Source organism: Streptomyces sp. JLBG701 (assembly GCF_058544905.1).
The window spans coordinates 10,063,168-10,084,243 of the sequence record NZ_CM178588.1; the positions used below are offsets into that span (position 1 = coordinate 10,063,168).

The following is a 21,076-nucleotide window of genomic DNA, read 5'->3' on the forward strand; positions in this document are numbered from 1 at the left end:
AGTTCCCCGCGCCCCTTGCGGGGTGCAGTCCCGCTTAGTACAGCCCACCGTCCACTCGGATCAGCGCACCCGTCGTATAGCTGGACGCGTCGCTCGCCAGATACAGCGCCGTACTGATGATCTCCTCCGGCTGCCCCGGGCGCCCGATCGCGCTGCGTGCGGTCTGCCGTTTCTCCTCCGCCCACGCCTTGGAGATATCCGTGAGGAACGGCCCGGCCGAGATCGTGTTGACCCGCACCTTCGGACCGAACTCCAGGGCGAACACAGTGGTCAGCGCGTTGAGCGCGGCCTTGGCACCGGCGTACGGGCCGAACCGCGGCTGTGGCATCAGCGCCCCGGACGACGAGACGTTGATGATCGAGCCCCCGTCGGCGTCGGCCATCCGCTGCCCCACCAGCGAGGCAAGCCGGAAGGGCCCCTTGAAGTTGACGCCGATCACCTTGTCGAACAGCTCCTCGCTCGTCTCGGCAGACGACGGAGCCAGTGGAGACATCCCGGCGTTGTTGACCAGGATGTCGACCTTCCCGAACTCGTCGTAGGCGGCGTCGACAAGCCGGCCAAGGTCGTCCCAGTGACCTACGTGAGCGGAGACCGGTAGCGCGCGCCGGCCCAGGCCCCGCACCTCGGCGGCGACCGTCTCACACGCGTCGGCCTTACGGCTGGTGATCACCACGTCGGCGCCCGCCGTGGCGAAGGCCCGCACCATCTCCAGGCCCAGACCCCGGCTGCCGCCGGTGACGAGCGCGACCTTGCCGGAGAGGTCGAACAGGTCGGCCGGAGCCATGGACTTGGCGTCACGCCCGGCACTCATGCGCCCACCTGCCCGGCGGGCGTGTCGGCGTCGATGATGTGCGCGTACCGCTTGCGGGCCGCCTCCAGCTTCGGCGGGATGTGCTCGCTGGGGAACAGCCCTTCGGCCGGCCGGTAGTTCTTGAGCAGCTGCTTGGCGATCGTGGTGCGGTGCACCTCGGTCGGGCCGTCGGCGAGGGCGAGGTTCGGCGCGGCCATCCACCACTTGGCGAGCGGGAGTTCGTTGGTGGTGCCGAGCGAGCCGTGCAGATGCAGGGCGCGCTGGATGACGTCGTGCAGCACCTTGGCCGTCGCCACCTTGCACATCGCGATCTGAGTGCGGGCGGCGCCGTGCGGCTGGGTGTCGATGACCCACGCGGTGTGCAGGACGAGCAGCCGGAACTGCTGCAACTCCAGCCAGGAGTCGGCGATGAACTGCTGCACGGCCTGCTTGTCGGCGAGAAGAGTGCCCTGTGTTCGGCGGGACAGTGCGCGCTCGCACATCATGTCGAAGGCGCGGGTGCACTTGCCCACGGTCCGCATGGCGTGGTGCACCCGGCCGCCGCCGAGCCGGGCCTGGGCGACCTTGAAGCCCTCACCCGGGCCCCCGAGCATCGCGTCGAGCGGGACCCGCACCTGGTGGTAGCGGATGTAGGCGTGGATGCCCTCGTCGAGGGAGTCGCGCTCGTCCATCGTGCCAACGTTGCGCTTGATCTCGATGCCGGGCGTCTCGGACGGCACGATGAACATCGACATCCGGGCGTGCGGCGGTGCGTCCGGGTCGGTGACGGCCATGACGATGAGGAACTCCGCGTACCGGGCGTTGGAGGAGAACCACTTCTCCCCGTCGATCACCCACTCCTGCCCGTCGCGCCGGGCGCGGCAGGTGAATTCCTTCGGATCAGCCCCGGCCTGCGGTTCCGTCATCGAGAAGGTGGAGACGATGTCGCCGTCGAGCAGCGGTCGCAGATAGCGGGCCTTCTGCTCGTCGGTGCCGAACATGGCGAGGATCTCGGCGTTTCCGGTGTCCGGGGCCGCGGTGCCGAAGACCGTGGGGGCCCAGTAGGAGCGGCCGAGGATCTCGTTGAGAAGGGCGAGCTTCACCTGGCCGTAGCCAGGGCCGCCCAATTCGGCACCGAGGTGACAGGCCCACAGCCCCTGGGCCCGGACCTGTTCCTGCAGTGGCCGGAGAATCGCGCGGGCCTTCTCGTTGCGCGTGTCGTACGGATCGCCGCCGTGCGGGAAGAGGAGGTCGAGTGGTTCGACCTCCTCCCGTACGAAGGCCGCCGCCCAGTCCAGCTTGGCCTGGAACTCGGGTTCGATCGAGAAATCCAGCATCGGCTCTCCGGAACGAGTTGGTGAGGGACGGCAAAACAGTATACTTTTTAGCGAGGATCGGTCCATACTCGGAGCGCGTGAGGGCGTATTGAGTGTGAGGAGTTGGTCGATGCAGAGGCCGATGGAGGGCGTTCGCGTTCTCGAAGTCGCGCAGTTCACCTTCGTCCCGGCGGCCGGCGCCGTGCTCGCGGACTGGGGCGCCGACGTGATCAAGATCGAGCACGCCGAACGGGGCGACGCCCAGCGCGGGTTGGTCCGGGTGCTCGGCTACGACGCCGCCAGCGAAGGGTCGTCGTTCTTCCCGATCATGGAAGGGCCCAACCGGGGGAAACGCAGCGTCGGACTCGCCCTGGAGAAGCCCTCCGCACGCCGGGTCCTCGACCAACTGATCCGCCAGAGCGACGTGTTCCTCACCAACTTCCTGCCCGAGGCCCGCGCGAAGCTGCGCATCGACGTCGAGGACGTAAGGGCGGTCAACCCCGACATCATCTACGTGCGGGGCAGCGGCTTCGGCACCCGCGGCGAGGAAGCCGGAAAGGGCGGCTACGACAGCACGGCCTTCTGGGCGCGCGGCGGCAGCGCCGCGGGAGTCACCCAGCCCGGCGCCGACCGGATGACCCGCATGCCCGCCGGCGCCTACGGCGACTCGATGGGCGGCATGACGATCGCCGGTGGCATAGCCGCCGCCCTCTACTCCCGCGCGACCACGGGCGAACCGTCCGTCGTGGACGTGTCGTTGCTCGGCGTCGGCGCCTGGGCCACGCAGTTCACGGTCAACCTCGCGCTGATGACCGGCGGCCCCCTCCCGGTGAAGGTCCCGCCACGCCACGGCTCGGCCACCAACCCGCTCATCGGCGCCTACCGCACCTTGGACGGACGGTGGATCGAACTCTCGATGCTCCAACCCGGCCGCTACTGGGCCGAGTTCTGCAAGCTCGCCGGCCGCGAGGAACTGGGCGCCGACGAACGCTTCGACAGCGCCGAGAAGCTGATGGCCAACGCCGCACCGGCCGCGCAGATCGTCGCCGACCTCATCGCGTCGCGCCCCTACACGGAGTGGGTCGACATCCTCTCCCGCGGAGAGGGGCAGTGGGCCGCCGTGCAGAACGCGTGGGAGGTCGGCCAGGACCCCTCGCTGCGCGCCAACGGTCTCATCGCGCCGGTCGTGGACGCGGACGGCGTCGACCGCGAACTGGTCGCCAGCCCCGTCCAGTTCGACGAGACGCCGGTTGCCCTGAGCCGGGCACCGCAGTTCGCGGAACACACCGACGAGGTCCTGCGGTCGCTCGGCCTCGGCGAGGACGAGCTCATCGCGCTGAAGATCGAAGGCGCGGCGACGTGACGACCGTACGACGAACCGCACGACGCGTCCCACGACGCATCCCATGACTAACCGGGCGACGAGAGGAGCCGCGATGAGCACGACGCTCGAACCAGACGGCAGTCACGAAGGCGTGCCCGCCTACCACTTCGACAACCGCCTCGGCGGCCCGGTGCTCAGCCACCAGCGGCGCTGGGACGAGATCGCCGGCACCCACTCCGGGTTCCGCAGCACCATCGCGCGCGGCTACTGGGTTGTCACGGAGGCCGAGGCGGTGCAGCAGGCGTTGCAGGACTGGCGGACGTTCTCCAACACGTCGGTGACGGTGCTGGAGCCGAATCCGCGGTTCCTGTGGATCCCGGAGATGCTGGACCCGCCCCAGCACACCGCGTGGCGCCGCCTGCTGGGCAGCGCCTTCTCGCCGAAGACCGTCGCCGCCCGCGAACCGGAGATGCGGCAGGTCGCGGTCGACCTGATCGACGAGCTGAGGGACAGCGGCTCGGCCGACGTCCTCGACGCGTTCGCCCGCCGCTTCCCGACCGTGATCTTCATGCGGCTGATGGGCCTGCCCGAGGAGCACCTCGCCCAGTTCCTCGCCTGGGTGCACGATCTGCTGCACCTGTCCTACGGCGAGGACCCCGAGGCGAAGCGGCAGATGGCCGCCATGAACGCCGTGTCGGACTACTTCGAGGAGCAGATCGCCCTGCGGCGCGAGTCTCCCCGCGACGACCTGCTGTCCCGCGCGATGACCTGGACGATCGACGGCGAGCCGATCAGCGACCGGGACATGCACGCGTTCTGCATCCTGCTGTTCCAGGCCGGCTTCGACACGGTCCCCATCTCGATCGGCTGGGCGCTGTACCACTTCGCGACGCATCCCGAGCAGCGCAAGGCGATCGTCGCCAACCCCTCGCTCGTCCCCACGGCCGTGGAGGAGATCCTCCGCGTCTACTCGTTCGTGGTCCCGGCGCGCAAGGCGACGCGGGACGTCGAGATAGGCGGCTGCCCGGTCAAGGCGGGCGAGATGGTGATGCTCCCGCTCGCGATCACCAACCGGGACCCCGAACGGTTCGAGAACCCGCTGGAGGTCGACCTGCAACGGCCGACCACCAACCACATCGCGTTCGGCTCGGGCCCGCACCGCTGCCTCGGCTCGCACCTCGCCCGCCTCGAACTCAACGTGGCCGTCGAGGAATGGCACCGGCGGATCCCGGAATACCGGATCACCCCGGGTCAGGAACTCGAACAGCACGGCAACATGTACGGCATCAAGCAGCTCCGGCTCGAATGGTGAGCGACGCCATGACGCCTCCGCTCGCGGCGACGGACCTGTTCCACACGGGAATCGTCGTCCCGGACATCGAGCTGTGGAAGACCCGGATGAGCGAGGTCGCCGGCCACCGCTGGACCGAGACGATGTCCGCCGAACTGCCCGTCCGCCTGGCGGAGGGCGAGCGCGTGCTCCCCCTCCGCTTCGCGTACTCGCTGGACGCCCCGCACATCGAACTCGTACAGGAGATCCCCGGCACCCCGTGGACGGCGGCCGAGCGCATGGCGACCCATCACCTCGGCTACTTCTGCGACGACGTCCCGGCGACGTCGAAACGGCTGGAGGAGTCGGGGTTCCCCCTGGAGGCCTGTGCGATCGTCGACGGCACCCCGTCGATCTTCGCCTACCACCTGGCCCCGTCGGGCATCCGGATCGAGATCGTGGACCGCGCCCGCATGCCGGACTTCGACGTCTACCTGCGCTCGAAGGCACCGGCGTGGGCCTGACGTTCACCGAGGAGCAGGAGGAACTCCGCTCGACGCTGCGCCGCTTCCTGGCCGACAAGTCGCCGAGTGCGTCGGTGCGCCGCTGGATGGAGTCCGACGAGGGCCACGATCCGCAGCTGTGGAGGCAGATGGCCGTCCAACTCGGCCTGCACGGGCTGGCGTTGCCCGAGGAGTACGGCGGGTCCGGCGGCGGCCCCGTCGAGTTGGGGATCGTAGCGGAGGAACTGGGGCGGTCCCTGCTGCCGTCGCCCTACTTCGCGACCGTGGCCCTCGCCGGACAGGCCCTTGCGGCTTCCGGCGACGACACGGCGAAGGCGCGCTGGCTGCCCGCGATCGCCGACGGTTCGCTGACCGCCACGCTGGCGCTCGCCGAGGAGAGCGGGTCCTGGCGACCGGAGGACGTCGCGACGGAGGCCGCGCGCGGGACGGTGTCGGGCACCAAGATGTTCGTCGTCGACGGCGACAGCGCCGACCTGCTCCTCGTCGTGGCACGCACCGACTCCGGACCCGGACTGTTCGCCGTGGAAGGGGCCGGATCCGGAGTGACCCGTACCCGACTGGAGACCCTCGACCCGACGCGGAGACTCGCGCGGATCGACCTCGACGGCGCGCCCGCGGTGCGGGTCGGCCCGTACGGAGACGCGTCGGGATTTCTGCGCACCGTGCTCGACCTCGCGGTCGTGGCGCTCGCCGCCGAGCAGGTCGGCGGCGCACAGGCCTGTCTGGACGCGGCGGTGGAGTACGCGAAGATCCGGACGCAGTTCGGCCGACCCATCGGGTCGTTCCAGGCGGTGAAGCACAAGTGCGCCGACACGCTGGTCGTGGTCGAGGCCGCCAGATCGGCGGCCTACCACGCGATGTCCGTGGCCGCCGAGGCACCGGCCGAACTCCCGGCGGCAGCCGTGCTGGCCGGGGCGTACTGCGCGGAGGCCTTCACCCACGCGGCCAAGGAGAACATCCAGATCCACGGCGGCGTCGGCTACACGTGGGAGCACGACGCACACCTGTACCTCAAGCGCGCCAAGTCGTCCGAGCAGCTCTTCGGCAGCCCGGCGCTGCACCGAGGGCGGCTGGCCGACCTGGTCGGAATCTGACGTGATCCGCGAGATCCGACTCCGTCGTCGCCGAGCGGTGCTCGGCCGTTCCGAAAGGCTGAACACGTGGGAATCCGCGACCGCCTGACCCGGCTGCTGGCCGAAGCGCCTGCCGACGCCGAGGCGATCGAGCACCACGGGGACTGGTGGACATGGGGGCAGGTCCAGGAGACCGCGCGGAGTGTCGTCGACGTGCTCGACACGGCGGGCCTGCACACGGGCGCCCGCGTCGGTGTCGTCCTGGAGAACAGGCCCGAGCACGTCGCCGTCGTCGCCGCGGTGATCGCCTCCGGGCGCTGCCTGGTGATGCTCAGCCCGCTGCAACCCGCCGCACGCCTCGCCGCCGACATCGCCGACTGCGAGCTGCCCGTCGTCGTCTCCGGAGCCGGCGCCCTCGCGGGTGAGGGCGTGCTCGGCGCCGTCACCGCACACGGCGCCGCCCTGGAACTGGGCGCGGACGGCGCGCTACGACCCACCGGCGGCGCCGCTCCCACGCGGGCGCCGGCCAATCCGGGCGTCGCCGTGGAGATGCTCACCTCCGGCACCACCGGCCCCCCGAAACGCGTACACCTGCGCATCGGCCAGCTCGACCAGGCGCTCGTCTCCGGCGGCCAGACACCCAAGTCCCGCAGGCTGCTGTCGAATTCGGCGTCACTCGTGGCCACTCCGCTCGTGCACATCGGCGGACTGTGGCGGGCGCTCGCCTGTCTCGCCACCGGGCGCCGCATGCTCCTCATGCCCAGGTTCGCCGTCGAACCGTGGGTCGACGCCGTGCAGCGGCACCAACTGCGGGCGGCCAGCCTCGTACCGGCGGCCCTGCGTGCCGTACTCGACGCGGGCGTGCCCCGGGAGCGGTTGGCGAGCCTCCAGGTCGTCACCTCCGGCACCGCACCCTGCCCGCCCGAACTCGCCGACGCGTTCTTCCGCACGTACGGCATCCCCGTCCTGATGACCTACGGGGCCACCGAATTCGCCGGAGCGGTCGCCGGCTGGACGCTGCCGCTGCACGAGGAGTGGTGGGAGCTGAAGGCGGGCAGTGCCGGACGCGCTTTTCCCGGCGTCGAGTTGAGGGTGACCGGCGAGGACGGCGACGAACTGCCCGTCGACGCGACCGGCCGCCTTGAGGTCCGCACCGAGCAGAGCTCACCGGGCGGCCGGGCCTGGGTGCGGACCAGTGACCTGGCCCGGCTGGACGCCGACCGGTTCGTGTGGATCGAGGGGCGTGCCGACGACGCCATCATCCGCGGCGGCTTCAAGGTGCAGCCGGAGGCCGTCAAACGCGTTCTGGAGAGCCACGCCGCCGTGCGTGAGGCGGCGGTGGCGGGGCTGCCGGACCAGCGGCTCGGCGAGGTGCCGGTCGCGGCGGTCGAAGCGGTGCCGGGGCGAACCCCGCCCACCCCCGCCGGACTTGAGGCGTTGTGCCGCACCCGGCTCACCCCCTACGAGGTGCCCGCGCACATCGTCGTACTCGACGAACTGCCCCGGACCCCGTCCGGAAAGGTCAGCCGCGTCGATCTGCTGGACCTCGTCCGTGCCCGGCTCGCGGAACGCGCCAAGGCCTGAGCCCGTCAAGGAGGAACCGCGATGACCAGTGCACAGGAGAAGACCGCCGACGGGTTCGGCATGCTGACCGACGAGGCGGTCGAACGCTCCCGCCGCCGCCTGGGCGTCCCCCAGCCCCAGCGCAACCCGCCCCACAACTACGAGGTGACCTGGGACGGCGTACGGCACTTCGCGTACGGCTACGGCGACGACAACCCGCTGTACTGCGACCCGGAGTACGCGGCGAAAACCCGCTGGGGAACCCTCGTCGCCCCGCCCGCCTTCCTCTACACGATGGGGGAGGACGCCGCGCCCACGCCGGATTCGGAGACCAAGGCGCTGCTCAAGGGCGACCCCTTCGCCGGACTGGGGTCCTACCAGGCGGTGATGGAGTTCGAGTGGTGGCGGCCCCTCCAACTCGGCGACCGTTGCAGGGTGTTGCAGACCCAGGTGGGCGTGCAGCTCAAGCGCAGCAGCTTCGGCGGGCGCACCGCACACGTCGTCCGCGACTACCTCTACGCCAACGGGCGCGGCGAGATGCACGCCCTGCGGCGGGGCACCTGGATCAACGCCGAACGGCACACCTCGAAGAAGCGCGCCAAGGAACAGCTCGCCCAACAGCCTTATACGGCCGACCAAATCGCCGAGATCGACGCGGCCTACGCGGCCGAGAGCCGGCGCGGCGCCGAGCCGCGCTACTGGGAGGACGTCGAGATCGGCGACGAACTGCAACCCCGGGTGAAGGGGCCCCTGACCACCACGGACGTGGTCGTCTGGCACCTCGGCTGGGGCATGCAGCTCACCCCGCCCGGCGCGTTCGGGATCGCAGCGAAGATCCGGCGCAAGGCCCCGGGGCTCTACCCGCCCAATCCGCTCAACGTCCCCGACACCGTGCAGCGCCTGCACTGGGAGCCCGAGCGGGCGAAGGAACTCGGGCTGCCGAACCCGTACGACTACGGCGGCATGCGCGAGACCTGGCTGTGCCATCTGCTCACCGACTGGATCGGCGACGACGGCTGGCTGTGGAAACTCCGCTGCGAACACCGCAGGTTCAACTACCACGGCGACACCACCTGGGTGCGCGGCACGGTCGTCGACAAGGAGCAGGTCAACGGGCGCTACGAGGTGCACATCGAGGTGCGCTGCGAGAACCAGCGGGGTGAGGTCACCACGCCCGGGACGGCCGTCGTACTCCTGCCGACCCGGGACCGTGCCGTCGAACTGCCCGCGCCGCCCGCCGAGGACCTGGACGGCGTGGTCGCCCATGAACTGGCCCGATTCGCCGTGACCGGCCAATGACCGGCCAATGACCGTACGAAACAAGGAGGTTCAGGTGTCGGACGAGGTGCTGGTGGAGCGCCGAGGCGCGGTCCAGGTCATCACGATCAACCGGCCGGCGGTGAAGAACGCGCTGGACGCCGGAGTGGCCGCCGGAGTGGCGGCGGCGGTGGACGAGCTCGACGAATCCGACGAGTTGCGGGTCGGTGTGCTCACGGGGGCGGGCGGGACCTTCTCGGCGGGGATGGACCTCAAGGCGTGGCTGCGGGGGGAGTCGCCCGCGATCGAGGGGCGCGGGCTGTGCGGGATCAGCATGACGCCGCCGCGCAAGCCGCTGATCGCCGCGGTCGAGGGCTGGGCCCTGGCGGGCGGCTTCGAACTGCTGCTGGCCTGCGACCTGGTGGTCGCCGCCCGCTCGGCGCGGCTCGGCGTGCCCGAGGTGAAACGGTCCCTGGTCGCCCGCGCCGGCGCGGCACTCCAACTGCCCCGGCGGATCCCGTACGCCGTGGCGCTGGAGCTGCTGCTGACCGGGGAGCCGATCAGCGCCGTACGGGCGGCCGAGGTCGGCCTGGTCAACCGGCTCACGGACGAGGGCGGCGCGCTGGAGGGAGCGCTGGAACTCGCCGGGACGATCGCGGCGAACGGCCCCCTCGCCGTCGCGGCGACCAAGGAGATCGCGAGCCACGCCACGGACTGGACGCTGACGGAGGGGTGGACGAGGCAGTTCGAGATCGCCGCTCCCGTGTTCAAGTCCGAGGACGCGAGGGAGGGCGCCGCCGCCTTCGCCGAGAAGCGGGCACCGGTCTGGAAGGGACGCTGACGGTGCCGGCGACAGGGCCGCTGGCCGGTTGCCGGGTGGTCGAGCTCGGCGGAATCGGCCCGGGACCGTTCGCCGGGATGCTGCTCGCCGACCTCGGGGCGGAGGTCGTCCGCGTGGACCGGCCGGAGCGCTCGGGCGAGCCGGACGCGGGCGGGCCCGCCGACGTCCTCAACCGCGGGAAACGATCGGTGGTGCTCGACCTGAAGCACCCGGCCGCGCCCGCCGCACTCCTTAGCCTGGTCGAGCGCGCCGACGTACTGATCGAGGGATTCCGCCCGGGCGTCACCGAACGCCTGGGCATCGGCCCTCACGACTGCCTGGCCCGCAACCCCCGCCTGGTCTACGGCCGGATGACCGGCTGGGGCCAGAGCGGACCGCTGGCGGCCGCCGCGGGCCACGACATCACCTACATCGCCCTCACCGGGGCACTGGGCGCGGTCGGTGCCGCGGGCGGCCCCCCGCAGATACCGCTCAACCTCGTCGGCGACTTCGGAGGCGGCGGCTGCTACCTGGTGATCGGTGTCCTGGCCGCGCTGCACGCCGTCGGCCGCACCGGGCAGGGCCAGGTCGTCGACGCGGCCATCGTCGACGGCACCGCCCACCTCCTGGCGAGCACCTTCGCCAAGCTCGGACGCGGCGATTGGAGCGACGAGCGGGGAGTCAACCGGTTCGACGGCGGCTGGCCGTTCTACGCCGTGTACGAGACCAGGGACGGCCGGCATGTGGCGGTCGGCGCGCTGGAGCGCAAGTTCTACCGCAGCCTCGTGGAGCTGCTCGACCTCGGCGTGGACCCGGAACGCCAGCACGACCGGTCGGCCTGGCCGCAGCTGCGCGAGCTGCTGGCGAAACGGTTCGCGGAACGCACCCGCGACGAGTGGGCCGCACTGTTCGAGGGCACCGACGCCTGCGTGGCCCCCGTCCTGAGCCTCACCGAAGCTGCCGCGCACCCCCATCTGGCCGCGCGCGGCAGCCTGTTCGCCCGCGACGGAGTGGTCCAGCCGGCCGCCGCCCCCCGCTTCTCGGCGACACCGTCGAGCCCCGGCCGCACGGCACCGCCCGTCGGCGCCGACACCCGGGCGGTGTTCCGGGACTGGGGAGTGGAGTTCCCCGACCGACCTCATGAACCGGCAAGAGCCGAGACGAACCAACCTGAACCGATCTGACGAAGGAGCTGTCATGCGAGAGGCCGTCATCGTCGACGCCGTACGCACCCCGATCGGCAAGCGCAACGGCACGCTGGCCCCGGTGCACGCCGCGGATCTGTCGGCGAAGGTGCTGACCGCGCTCGTGGAGCGGACCGGCATCGACCCCGGCACGGTCGACGACGTGGTCTGGGGCTGCGTCACCCAGATCGGCGACCAGTCCAGCAACGTCGGCCGGTTCGCCGTGCTCGCCGCGGGCTGGCCCGAACACGTCCCGGCCGTCACGGTCAACCGGGCCTGCGGCTCCAGCCAGCAGGCGGTCGACCAGGCCGCACACGCCGTCATGGCCGGGCAGTACGACCTCGTGGTCGCGGGCGGCGTCGAGACCATGAGCAGGGTGCCGCTCGGCTCGCACCGGACCACGGGACAGCCGTACGGCCCCGCCGCCCTGGCCCGCTACGGCGGAGTCGAGTTCAGCCAGGGCACCGGTGCCGAACTCATCGCGGAACGCTGGGGGTTCAGCCGCACGCGGCTCGACGAGTTCGCCTCCGAGTCACACGCGAAGGCCGCCGCGGCGATCGACTCGGGCGTCTTCGACGACCACGTCGTCCCGATCGAGGTCGAGGGGACGAAGTTCACCGTGGACGAAGGCCTGCGGCGCGGCACGTCACCCGAGACACTGGCCCGACTCAAGCCGTCGTTCAAGGACGATGGTGTCATCCACGCGGGCAACTCCTCCCAGATATCGGATGGTTCCGCCGCGCTGCTCATCACGACCCCGGAGCGGGCCGGCGAGCTCGGTCTCACCCCGATCGCCCGCTACCACTCGGGCGCGGTCAGCGGCGCGGACCCGGTGGTGATGCTCACCGGCCCGATCCCGGCGACCGAGAAGGCCCTGCGCAGGGCCGGACTCACCATCGACGACATCGGCGTGTACGAGGTCAACGAGGCCTTCGCACCAGTGCCGTTGGCCTGGCTGGCCGAAACGGGCGCCGACCCCGAGCGGCTGAACCCGCTGGGCGGCGCCATCGCGGTCGGCCATCCGCTCGGCGGCTCGGGAGCCATCCTGATGACACGGATGCTCGCCCAGATGCGGCGCGAGAACCTGCGCTACGGCCTTCAGACGATGTGCGAGGGCGGCGGCACGGCCAACGCCACGATCATCGAACTGCTGCAGCGATGACCTCTGTGGTACGCCCACTGCCCCAACCCACCCTCGCCAGCGCCGAGTTCTGGCGCTCCGGCGCCGACGGCGTACTCCGGATCTCGCACTGCGCCGACTGCGGCCGGTACTTCCATCCGCCGCTGCCGCTGTGCCCCTCCTGCCGCAGCCGCGAGGTGGCGCTCGCGCCGGTCTCCGGCAAGGCGGTGGTCGTAGGCTTCAGCGTCAACCACCAGACCTGGCTGCCCACTTTCCCTCCCCCGTACGTCGTGGCGGTCGTCGCGCTCGCCGAAGACGACGGAGCCCGCCTGACGACGAACGTCGTGGGCTGCGAGCCGGACGAGGTGCGCGTCGGGATGCGGGTGAGGGTGAGATTCGAGCCGACTGCGGACGAAGGGGTGTATGTCCCCCTGTTCGCGCCGGACCCGGAGAAGGAGGCCGCCGAAGGCCCCGGACCACTGCCCGAGCAACGCGAGATCCGCACCGCACTGCGCCCCATGGCCTCCCCGCGAAAATACGAGGACCGGGTCGCGCTGACCGGCGTAGGCCAGTCACGCGTGGGCAGACGCCTCATGGTCGACCCTCTCTCGCTCACGGCCGATGCCTGCCTGGCCGCAGTGGCGGACGCGGGGCTCACCCCGGACGACATCGACGGGCTGTCCACCTACCCCGGACCGAGCCCCGACGGCATGAGCGAAGGCGGCATCACCGCTCTGACCGAGGCCCTGCAACTCCGCCCCACCTGGGTCAACGGCGCGCGCGAAGTGCCCGGCCAGATCGGCTCGATCACCGCCGGCATGCTCGCGGTCGCCGCCGGTCTGTGCCGGCACGTGCTGTGCTTCCGCACGGTCTGGGAGTCCTCCCACAGCGCCCTGGTCCGCTCCGGCCAGTGGCAGACCGGCGGCGGCCGCGCCACCGGCATGCTGGAGTTCCGCGCCCCCTTCGGAGCCATGTCGGCCGCCCAGTGGATCGGCTGCAACGCCTCCCACTACCTGCACCGCTACGGCGTCGGCCGCGAGGCCCTAGGTGCCATCGCCGTCACCGCGAGGGCGGGCGCGGCCCGCAACCCGGAGGCGCTGCACCGCGACCCGATGACCCTCGACGACTACTTCGACGCACGCATGATCACAACCCCGTTCGGCCTCTACGACTGCGACGTCCCCTGCGACGGAGCGGTGGCCGTGGTCGTCTCCGCGATCGAGACGGCGTACGACCGCCCCCGCCCGCCCGTCCTGGTCGAATCGGTCGGCACGGCGGTCCTCGAACGCCTCAGCTGGGACCAGGACACCCTGACTCACCTACCGCAATCGCGCGGCCCCTCAGCCCACCTCTGGACCCGCACCGACCTCACCCCCTCCGACGTAGACGTCGCCCTCCTCTACGACGGCTTCACCTTCAACGCCCTGTCCTGGCTGGAGGGCCTGGGCTTCTGCGGCCCGGGCGAGGCGACAGACTTCATCGCCGGCGGCAAGACGATCGCCCTGGACGGCGAGCTACCCCTGAACCCACACGGAGGCCAACTCTCGGCGGGCCGCCTGCACGGCTACGGCTTCGTCCGCGAGGCGATGCTGCAGTTGCGGGGCGACGCGCAAGGGCGCCAAGTGGAGAACGCCCGGTTGGCGGTGGTAACCGCGGGCGGGGGAGTGCCATCGGGGGCGATGCTGCTGAGGAAAGCGCCCTGAGGAATCAGACCAGCCGAGGTGCAACCCACCTAGGGGCGCGGGGAACTGCGCGACCAGCCACGACGGCGCAGCAGCCAAACGACGACCTAACGCGGCAATCCCAGTCCCCGCTCAGCGATCTGCGTACGCAAGACCTCGTTCGCCCCGCCCGCGATCGTGAACGCCCGCGAATACAGATGCGCATCCTGCCACCAGCCCCCCGCCACAGCCCCTTGATCCCCCTCGACCAACAACCCGTCCGTCCCCTGCAACCGCACCCCGAAGTCGACCAGATCATGATTCAGCTCGCTGAAGAAGATCTTGCCCAACATGGCGTCAGCAGCCCCCTCCGTCCGATGCAGCATCCGCGACTGCGCAAGCCCGGTCATCGCCGCGTTCACCTCCACCCGCGTGGCAAGCTCACCGATCGCCTGCCGGGTAGCGGAGTCGTCCAGCGCCGGCCGCCCGCCGATCGACGTCTCCTCGGCCAGCCGCAACAAATCGTCGAGGACAGCAAGAAGTTCGACGCCCCGCGCGCCCACGCCCGAGCGCTCGCGGCCCAGGCTGCTCATCGCAACCCGCCAGCCGTCGTCCACCCGCCCGATCACATTCGCGGCGGGAATGCGGACCCCGTCGAGGAACACCTCGTTGAAGTCGGTGGTCCCGGTGATCTCCCGTAGCGGCCGGATGCCGACCCCCGGACTGCGCATGTCCAGCGCGAACGCCGTGATCCCCTTGTGCCTGGGGGCATCCGCATCGGTGCGCGCGAGCAGATAACCGAGGTCGGCATGCTGTCCGTTGGTCGTCCACACCTTCTGCCCGTCGACGACGAACACCGCGTCGTCCCCCTCGCCCTCAATCCGCGCCCGCGTCCGCAGCGCCGCGAGGTCACTGCCCGCCTCCGGTTCACTGAAGAGCTGGCACCACACGTCGTCACCGGTGCGGATACGCGGCAGGAAGCGCGCCCGCTGCCCCTCGGTGCCGAACTCGATCAGTGCAGCGGAGGCCAACGAGGCCGCGCCGACCGGCTGCCAGGTGCGGGCGTGGGCGATCTCCTCGGCGACGACGGACGGTTCGAGAGGATGCGCGTCGGGCCGGCCGCCGTATTCGGCCGGCCAGTCGATCCCGAGGAAGCCCGCCTCGTACAGCTTCGCGGTCCACTCCCGGATCGCCGGCATCAGCTCGGGCTCGGGCGCGCGCACGCCCGCATGGGCCTTGACGCCGGGCGCGTGCTCCGCGACGAAGGCACGCACCTTCCTCCGGAACGCCTCAAGCTCGGGCGTGGACTCCAGTCGCATCGCTGTCGGCTCCCTGTCGTCATGAAGCGTCCTGATGAGGCGTCGTGATAAGGCGTCGTCATGCGGGCGGTCCGAAATGAGGATACTCTAACCATGGTGCTGGCCTGTCTGCCAGTGTCTGGTATCCGTGGTGAATAGACTGGGGATCCGCAATATCCCCCAGAGGAGTTGGCCCATGGCGACTGCCGTCGACCGCGAGCCCGCCGACGGCGAGACCGGCACCCCGGTCGGCAAGCTGGCCGCGCAGACCGCACAACGCATCGAGGCGACCGTGATCCGCCGGGGCTGGCCCGTCGGCGAGTCGCTGGGCTCCGAGGTGGACCTGCGGGAGCAGCTGGGGGTGAGCCGGGCGGTGCTGCGCGAGGCGGTGCGGCTGGTCGAGCACCACCAGGTCGCCAGGATGCGGCGCGGCCCGAACGGCGGCCTGATCGTTTGCGCCCCCGACGCCGGCCCGGCGACCCGTGCGATGGTGATCTACCTCGAATACGTCGGCACGAGCGTCACGGACCTGCTGAACGCCCGCCTCCTGCTGGAGCCCATCGCCGCCGGCCTGGCCGCGGAGCGGATCACCGAGGACGGGATCGCGACCCTCCGCGCCACGCTCGACGCCGAACTCGAGCGCTGGGACGACCCCGGGGTCCAGGCGCAGGACCCGCTGCATCCGGTACTCGGCCAGTTGTCGGGAAACCCGGTGCTGCACCTGTTCGTCGACGTGCTCACCCGCCTCACCGCCCGGTACGCGCACACCTCCCGCCGGATCTCCAAGGCGGAGATGCACGCGGCGAAGGAGACCTCGCACGCGGCTCACCAGGCCGTCGTCGACGCGGTGATCGCCGACGACGGAGCGCGCGCCCAGACGGAGCTGACCGCGCACCTGGAGTCGGTGGCCGCCTGGATCGAGAAGCACCGGGTGCGCCGCGGGCAGCGGATCGCGGGCAACGTGATCGAGCCCGAACTGGTCGAGGGCCCGCGGGCCAAGCTCGCCGAAGTGGTCGCCGCCCGGATCCACGACGACATCGCCGCGCGCGGCTGGCAGACCGGCATGGTGCTCGGTTCGGAGACCGATCTGCTCGCGCGTTACGGGATCAGCAGGGCCGTACTGCGTGAAGCGGTACGGCTGTTGGAGTACCACTCGGTCGCCCGGATGCGCCGCGGTCCCGGCGGCGGGCTGATCGTCACCGAACCCGAGCCGCAGGCCAGCATCGACACGATGGCGCTGTTCCTGGAGTACCAGGGCGTCACCGCCGACGACCTGCGGATCGTCCGCAACGCCGTCGAACTCGGCATCGTCGCCCGGGTGACCGCCCGCTACGCCGAGGGCGACCCGGAGGTCGCCGAGCGTCTCGCCAAGGCCGTCAACTGGGCGACGGAGGGACCGGCCGACGACCCGCGCAAGGCCGACCTGTTCCACACCGAACTGGCCGCACTGGCCGACAACCCGGTGCTGTCGCTGTTCCTCGCGATCATCACCGAGCTGTTCCGCAGGCACGCTTCCGGCCATGACCGGCAGCTCCCCGGCGACACGGTGGCGGACGAGGTCCAGCACGTCCACCAGCGCATCCTCGACGCGATCGCGCAGGGAGACGCCGGAGTGGCCCGCCACCGGATGCGACGGCATTTGGATGCACTCATTCCTTGGTGGCACTGACTCCGTACTGCCCGCACGCTGACTGTTTCCGTGATCCTCTGGATCGGGAAGGGTAATTACGTATACTGAATAGGGTCTAGGTCGAAGGAGACGCGATGCGTCGGACCCTGTTCGAGGAGACCCACGAGGACTTCCGTCTTCTGGTGCGGGACTTCCTCACCCGCGAAGTGCTCCCGGTGTACGAGGACTGGCGGCGCGTCGGCCTCGTCCCGCGTGACCTGTTCACCGCACTGGGCAAGCTCGGCATCATCGGCACGGCCATCCCCGAGGAGTACGGCGGGGGCGGCCAGGACGACTACCGCTTCAACGCCGTCATCCAGGAGGAGTGCGCCCGCGCGGGAGTGACCCTCGGCGGACTGCGCACCCATCTCGACATCGTCGTCCCGTACTTCACGGGCCTCGCGAACGCCGAGCAGCGGGCGCGCTGGTTCCCGGGGCTGGCCTCGGGCGAGCTGTACACCGCGATCGCGATGAGCGAACCGGGCACGGGCTCGGACCTCGCCGGCGTCACGACACGAGCGGTCCGCGACGGCGACCACTACGTGCTCGACGGCGCCAAGACCTTCATCACCGGCGGACACCACGCCGACCTGGTGATCGTCGTCGCCCGCACCGCCACCGACCCGGACGACCGACGGGCCGGCCTGTCCCTGCTGGTCGTGGAGAAGGGCATGCCCGGGTACACCGTCGGGCGCAAGCTGGAGAAGATCGGTCTCGCCGTCCAGGACACGGTGGAACTGTCCTTCGCCGGTGTCCGCGTCCCCGTCGGCAACCTCCTCGGGGAGGAAGGCGGCGCGTTCACCCACCTCGGCCGCAACCTGGCTCAGGAGCGGCTGGCCATCGCGGTCGGTGCCGTCGCCCAGGCCCGCGCCGCGATCGACCTGACCGTCACCTACGTCCGTGACCGCACCGTGTTCGGCAAGCCGGTCGCCCATTTCCAGAACACCAAGTTCGAACTCGCCGCCATGGCAACGGAGTTGGAAGCCGCCCAGACTCTGCTCGACGCGGCGATCAGGGCACTCGTCGACGGCGAACTCAGCCCCGTCGACGCCGCGAAGACCAAGCTGTTCTGCACCGAGACGCAGGGCCGCGTCGTCGACCGCTGCCTCCAGCTGCACGGCGGCTACGGCTACATCCTCGAATCCCCGATCGCCCGGCTGTACGCCGACGCCCGGGTGACCCGAATCTACGGCGGCACCAGCGAGGTCATGAAGACCATCATCAGCAAGTCCCTGGGCCTGTGAGCATGAGGAGTTGGGTGTGAACATCGACGGTTCTACGGCGCTCGTCACCGGCGGCGCCTCCGGCCTCGGCCTCGCCACCGCACGGCGGATCATCGACCGCGGCGGCCGGGTCGTCCTCGCCGACATCTCCGAGGAACAGGGCGTCAAGGCCGTCGCCGACCTCGGCGACAACGCCCGCTTCGTCGTCACGGACGTCACCGACGAGACCGAGGTCGCGGCCGCCCTCGACGCGGCACAGGAGCACGGCGCCCTGCGCTTCGTCGTGCACTGCGCGGGGCGCGGCGGCGACCGCACCCGGATCATCGACCGCGACCGCAACCCGGGCGAACTCGCCACGTTCGCCGAGGTCATACGGGTCAACCTGGTCGGCACCTACAACGTGCTGCGCCTGGCCGCCGCCCGCCTCTCCGGCAACGACGTTCTCGACGGCGACCGGGGCGCCGTCGTCCTCACCGCCTCGGTCGCCGCGTTCGACGGCCAGATCGGGCAGACCTCCTACACCGCGGCCAAGGCCGGAGTGCACGGCATGACCCTCGTCGCCGCCCGCGACCTGGCCAGTTGGCAGATCCGGGTGAACACCATCGCCCCCGGCATCATGGACACCCCCATGCTCGGCCGCCTCCGCGAGGACATCCGCGAGGGCCTGGCCGCCTCCGTGCCCCACCCCAAACGCCTGGGCGACCCGGACGACTTCGCCCGCCTCGCCGTGGAGATGCTGGAGAACCCCTACCTCAACGGCCAGACCATCCGTCTCGACGGGGCCATCCGCATGGCTCCGCGATGACAGAGCACCCCGGGACCTCCAGGACCTCCGGCACCGACGAGGAGTTCCGCGCCCGCCTGCGCGCCTTCCTGACGGACCATCACCCCGGCCGCCGCCCCAAGGATCCCGACGAGCGTCTCGCCTGGCAGAAGAAATGGCTGGCCACGCTGTACGACGGCGGCTACGCCGGCCCGAGCTGGCCGCACGCGTACGGCGGCATGGACCTGTCGTTCGCCCGCCAGGTGATCTACCAGGAGGAGTACGCGCGCGCTCGGGTGCCGGGACCGCTCGGCACCGGACTCGGCATCGCCGCGCCCACCCTCATCACGTACGGCACGGCGGAACAGAAGGAGCGCTTCCTGCGCCCCATGCTGCGCGGCGACACGGTCTGGGCGCAGGGCTACTCCGAACCGGAGGCAGGTTCCGACCTCCCCGCACTGCGCACGACAGCGCGTCGCGAGGGGACGGAGTACGTGGTCAACGGGCAGAAGGTGTGGAACAGTTCGGCCGACATCGCCGACGTCCTCTTCACCCTCGTCCGCACCGGACCACCCGAGTCGCGCCAGGACGGCATCAGCTATCTGCTGATCGACGCACACGCCCCAGGAGTCACCGTACGGCCGCTGCGCGACCTGACCGGGGACGCGCACTTCTGCGAGATCTTCTTCGACGACGTACGGGTCCCGGTCGCCGACCGGATCGGCGCGGAGAACGGCGGCTGGCCGCTGGTGCGCACGAGCCTCGGGCACGAACGGGCCGCCGGCGCCATGAACCAGGCCGCGCTGTACCGGCGCGTCCTCGACGAGCTGATCGAGCTGGCGCGCGAACGCGGGGCGACGAAGGATCCGCTGGTCCGCGACCGGCTCGCGGACTTCGAGATACGGGTGTCGATCATGCGGCTCACCGGGATGCGGACCATCGCCGACATCCTGGCCAAGGGCGAACCGGGACCGGCGTCCTCGACCTCGCGCCTGTTCATCGCGGTGTTCGAACAGGAGCTGCACGAGTTCGCCGTGGAGCTGCTCGGGCCGTACGGAATGCTCGGCCGACGCGATCCGCACGCCGTCCAACGCGGCCGCTGGGTCTGGGGTTTCCTGCGCACCCGGGCCTCGACGATCGGGGCGGGCACCGCCGAGATCCAGCGCAACACGATCGCCGAGCAGGTCCTGGGTCTGCCCCGGGACCCGGCGATGCCGACCGTGGAGAGGACACGATGAGGGCCGCACGCTGCACCCGCTACGGACCGCCCGGCGAACTCTCGGTCGTCGAACTCGACGACCCCGCCCCCGGCCCGGGAGAGGTCCTGGTCCGCGTCCACGCCGCGGCGGTCAACTTTCCGGACGTGCTGATCGTGGCGAACCAGTACCAGGTCCCCGCGCCCCTGCCGTTCACGCCCGGCAGCGAGTTCGCCGGAGTCGTCGCCACCCTGGGCCCCGGCGTGTCCGGCCCTCCGGTGGGCTCGCCCGTCGCCGGCGCGGTGCTCACGGGAGCGTTCGCCGAGCAGGTCGTGGTACCCGTGGCGAGCCTGCGCCAGATCCCCGACGGCCTCGACATGGTCCACGCCGCCGCGTTCCACGTGACCTACGCGACCGCCTACCACTCCCTGGTGACCGTCGGACAGGCCACGGCGGGGGAGTGGGCCGCGGTACTCGGCGCCGCCGGCGGGGTCGGCTCCGCGGCCGTCGACGTCGCGAACCGGCTGGGGATGCGCGTGGTCGCGGCCGCGTCGAGCCCCGAACGGCTTGTCGTAGCACGCAAGTTGGGAGCCGAGGGCGGCGTCGACTACGTCCGCGAGGACCTGAAGCTCCGGCTGCGCGAACTGACCGGCGGCGAGGGCGTCCACCTCGTGATCGACCCTGTGGGCGGCGACCATGCGGAGGCCGCCCTGCGCGGGCTGCGGCGGGGCGGCCGGTTCGTCACGGTCGGGTACGCCGACGGAAAGATCCCGAGGATCCCGCTGAACCTGGTGCTGCTCAAGGACCTGGTCGTCCGGGGCTTCGAGATCCGCACCGTCCGCCAGTACGCCCCGGACGCCGTGGCCGCCGCCGACCGGGCGCTCGCCCGGATGGTCCGGGACGGAATGCGCCCGCTGGTCTCCCGCGTCCACGCCCTCGCCGAGGTCGCGACCGCCCTGACAGACGTGGCCGAACGCCGTACGACCGGCAAGGTGGTCCTGGAAATGACCGGCGGAGGCCAGTAA

Annotated in this window: 18 protein-coding genes; 15 read left to right on the top strand and 3 right to left on the bottom strand. The window is 71.0% G+C overall.

Going from position 1 to position 21,076, the window contains the following annotated elements; translation table 11 throughout:
- Nucleotides 1-34: 34 nt before the first annotated feature.
- Together AC5DRG_RS45975 and AC5DRG_RS45980 are read right to left on the bottom strand one after the other, a co-directional pair.
- Complete coding sequence (locus tag AC5DRG_RS45975; RefSeq protein ID WP_491806200.1) at nt 35-811, bottom strand: SDR family NAD(P)-dependent oxidoreductase; 777 nt, start codon at nt 809-811, stop codon at nt 35-37.
- The gene (locus AC5DRG_RS45980; RefSeq protein ID WP_491806202.1) at nt 808-2,127 is read right to left on the bottom strand and encodes an acyl-CoA dehydrogenase family protein; all 1,320 of its coding nucleotides are present in this window, start codon (nt 2,125-2,127) and stop codon (nt 808-810) included. Before AC5DRG_RS45980 ends, AC5DRG_RS45975 begins: the two co-directional genes overlap by 4 nt.
- A gap of 109 nt (nt 2,128-2,236) precedes the next feature.
- Between AC5DRG_RS45980 and AC5DRG_RS45985 the strand changes: the two genes are divergently transcribed.
- The 10 genes from AC5DRG_RS45985 (at nt 2,237) to AC5DRG_RS46030 (ending at nt 13,944) form a co-directional block, all read left to right on the top strand.
- Nucleotides 2,237-3,469 (top strand): CaiB/BaiF CoA transferase family protein, encoded by a 1,233-nt coding sequence (locus AC5DRG_RS45985; RefSeq protein WP_491806204.1) that lies wholly within the window; start codon nt 2,237-2,239, stop codon nt 3,467-3,469.
- Between the two features lie 73 nt (nt 3,470-3,542).
- Nucleotides 3,543-4,742 carry a cytochrome P450 gene (locus tag AC5DRG_RS45990; RefSeq protein ID WP_491806206.1) on the top strand — a complete coding sequence of 400 codons (1,200 nt, stop codon included), beginning with the start codon at nt 3,543-3,545 and terminating at the stop codon, nt 4,740-4,742.
- 8 nt (nt 4,743-4,750) lie between these two features.
- Nucleotides 4,751-5,224 carry a VOC family protein gene (locus AC5DRG_RS45995; protein ID WP_491806208.1) on the top strand — a complete coding sequence of 158 codons (474 nt, stop codon included), beginning with the start codon at nt 4,751-4,753 and terminating at the stop codon, nt 5,222-5,224.
- The gene (locus AC5DRG_RS46000; RefSeq protein ID WP_491806210.1) at nt 5,215-6,318 is read left to right on the top strand and encodes an acyl-CoA dehydrogenase family protein; all 1,104 of its coding nucleotides are present in this window, start codon (nt 5,215-5,217) and stop codon (nt 6,316-6,318) included. The genes AC5DRG_RS45995 and AC5DRG_RS46000 overlap by 10 nt, the downstream gene beginning before the upstream one ends.
- A gap of 66 nt (nt 6,319-6,384) precedes the next feature.
- Nucleotides 6,385-7,881: a class I adenylate-forming enzyme family protein gene (locus AC5DRG_RS46005; protein WP_491806212.1), complete on the top strand. Its 1,497-nt coding sequence runs from the start codon at nt 6,385-6,387 to the stop codon at nt 7,879-7,881.
- Nucleotides 7,882-7,902: 21 nt separating this feature from the next.
- Nucleotides 7,903-9,159: an FAS1-like dehydratase domain-containing protein gene (locus AC5DRG_RS46010; protein ID WP_491806214.1), complete on the top strand. Its 1,257-nt coding sequence runs from the start codon at nt 7,903-7,905 to the stop codon at nt 9,157-9,159.
- Between the two features lie 34 nt (nt 9,160-9,193).
- On the top strand, nt 9,194-9,958 hold the full coding sequence (locus AC5DRG_RS46015) for a crotonase/enoyl-CoA hydratase family protein (RefSeq protein WP_491813341.1): 765 nt from the start codon (nt 9,194-9,196) through the stop codon (nt 9,956-9,958).
- 2 nt (nt 9,959-9,960) lie between these two features.
- Nucleotides 9,961-11,121 (top strand): CaiB/BaiF CoA transferase family protein, encoded by a 1,161-nt coding sequence (locus AC5DRG_RS46020; RefSeq protein WP_491806216.1) that lies wholly within the window; start codon nt 9,961-9,963, stop codon nt 11,119-11,121.
- Between the two features lie 13 nt (nt 11,122-11,134).
- Nucleotides 11,135-12,283, top strand: a complete 1,149-nt coding sequence (locus AC5DRG_RS46025; protein ID WP_491806218.1) for a thiolase family protein — start codon at nt 11,135-11,137, stop codon at nt 12,281-12,283.
- The gene (locus AC5DRG_RS46030; protein ID WP_491806220.1) at nt 12,280-13,944 is read left to right on the top strand and encodes a thiolase C-terminal domain-containing protein; all 1,665 of its coding nucleotides are present in this window, start codon (nt 12,280-12,282) and stop codon (nt 13,942-13,944) included. Before AC5DRG_RS46025 ends, AC5DRG_RS46030 begins: the two co-directional genes overlap by 4 nt.
- Nucleotides 13,945-14,030: 86 nt before the next feature.
- On the opposite strand, the gene AC5DRG_RS46035 is transcribed toward AC5DRG_RS46030, so the two are convergent.
- The gene (locus AC5DRG_RS46035; RefSeq protein WP_491806222.1) at nt 14,031-15,221 is read right to left on the bottom strand and encodes an acyl-CoA dehydrogenase family protein; all 1,191 of its coding nucleotides are present in this window, start codon (nt 15,219-15,221) and stop codon (nt 14,031-14,033) included.
- Between the two features lie 175 nt (nt 15,222-15,396).
- On the opposite strand from AC5DRG_RS46035, the gene AC5DRG_RS46040 reads away from it, so the two are divergent.
- The 5 genes from AC5DRG_RS46040 to AC5DRG_RS46060 all read left to right on the top strand — a co-directional run bounded on the left by AC5DRG_RS46040 (nt 15,397) and on the right by AC5DRG_RS46060 (nt 21,076).
- Complete coding sequence (locus AC5DRG_RS46040; RefSeq protein ID WP_491806223.1) at nt 15,397-16,869, top strand: FadR/GntR family transcriptional regulator; 1,473 nt, start codon at nt 15,397-15,399, stop codon at nt 16,867-16,869.
- Nucleotides 16,870-16,964: 95 nt separating this feature from the next.
- The gene (locus AC5DRG_RS46045) at nt 16,965-18,113 is read left to right on the top strand and encodes an acyl-CoA dehydrogenase family protein (RefSeq protein WP_491806225.1); all 1,149 of its coding nucleotides are present in this window, start codon (nt 16,965-16,967) and stop codon (nt 18,111-18,113) included.
- A 16-nt stretch (nt 18,114-18,129) separates the two neighbouring features.
- Nucleotides 18,130-18,897 carry an SDR family NAD(P)-dependent oxidoreductase gene (locus AC5DRG_RS46050; protein WP_491806227.1) on the top strand — a complete coding sequence of 256 codons (768 nt, stop codon included), beginning with the start codon at nt 18,130-18,132 and terminating at the stop codon, nt 18,895-18,897.
- A complete protein-coding gene (locus tag AC5DRG_RS46055; protein WP_491806229.1) occupies nt 18,894-20,093 on the top strand; it encodes an acyl-CoA dehydrogenase family protein in 1,200 nt (399 codons plus the stop codon). The genes AC5DRG_RS46050 and AC5DRG_RS46055 overlap by 4 nt, the downstream gene beginning before the upstream one ends.
- Nucleotides 20,090-21,076 carry an NADPH:quinone oxidoreductase family protein gene (locus tag AC5DRG_RS46060; RefSeq protein ID WP_491806230.1) on the top strand — a complete coding sequence of 329 codons (987 nt, stop codon included), beginning with the start codon at nt 20,090-20,092 and terminating at the stop codon, nt 21,074-21,076. Before AC5DRG_RS46055 ends, AC5DRG_RS46060 begins: the two co-directional genes overlap by 4 nt.

Excerpts from the sequence above, each read along its gene's own strand:
- AC5DRG_RS46060 (WP_491806230.1), top strand. The coding sequence starts at position 20,090 with ATGAGGGCCGCACGCTGCACCCGCTACGGACCGCCCGGCGAACTCTCG.
- AC5DRG_RS46035 (WP_491806222.1), bottom strand. The coding sequence starts at position 15,221 with ATGCGACTGGAGTCCACGCCCGAGCTTGAGGCGTTCCGGAGGAAGGTG.
- AC5DRG_RS46030 (WP_491806220.1), top strand. The coding sequence starts at position 12,280 with ATGACCTCTGTGGTACGCCCACTGCCCCAACCCACCCTCGCCAGCGCC.
- AC5DRG_RS46040 (WP_491806223.1), top strand. The coding sequence starts at position 15,397 with ATGGCGACTGCCGTCGACCGCGAGCCCGCCGACGGCGAGACCGGCACC.
- AC5DRG_RS46055 (WP_491806229.1), top strand. The coding sequence starts at position 18,894 with ATGACAGAGCACCCCGGGACCTCCAGGACCTCCGGCACCGACGAGGAG.
- AC5DRG_RS45980 (WP_491806202.1), bottom strand. The coding sequence starts at position 2,127 with ATGCTGGATTTCTCGATCGAACCCGAGTTCCAGGCCAAGCTGGACTGG.
- AC5DRG_RS46045 (WP_491806225.1), top strand. The coding sequence starts at position 16,965 with ATGCGTCGGACCCTGTTCGAGGAGACCCACGAGGACTTCCGTCTTCTG.
- AC5DRG_RS45975 (WP_491806200.1), bottom strand. The coding sequence starts at position 811 with ATGAGTGCCGGGCGTGACGCCAAGTCCATGGCTCCGGCCGACCTGTTC.
- AC5DRG_RS46010 (WP_491806214.1), top strand. The coding sequence starts at position 7,903 with ATGACCAGTGCACAGGAGAAGACCGCCGACGGGTTCGGCATGCTGACC.
- AC5DRG_RS45990 (WP_491806206.1), top strand. The coding sequence starts at position 3,543 with ATGAGCACGACGCTCGAACCAGACGGCAGTCACGAAGGCGTGCCCGCC.
- AC5DRG_RS45985 (WP_491806204.1), top strand. The coding sequence starts at position 2,237 with ATGCAGAGGCCGATGGAGGGCGTTCGCGTTCTCGAAGTCGCGCAGTTC.
- AC5DRG_RS45995 (WP_491806208.1), top strand. The coding sequence starts at position 4,751 with ATGACGCCTCCGCTCGCGGCGACGGACCTGTTCCACACGGGAATCGTC.
- AC5DRG_RS46025 (WP_491806218.1), top strand. The coding sequence starts at position 11,135 with ATGCGAGAGGCCGTCATCGTCGACGCCGTACGCACCCCGATCGGCAAG.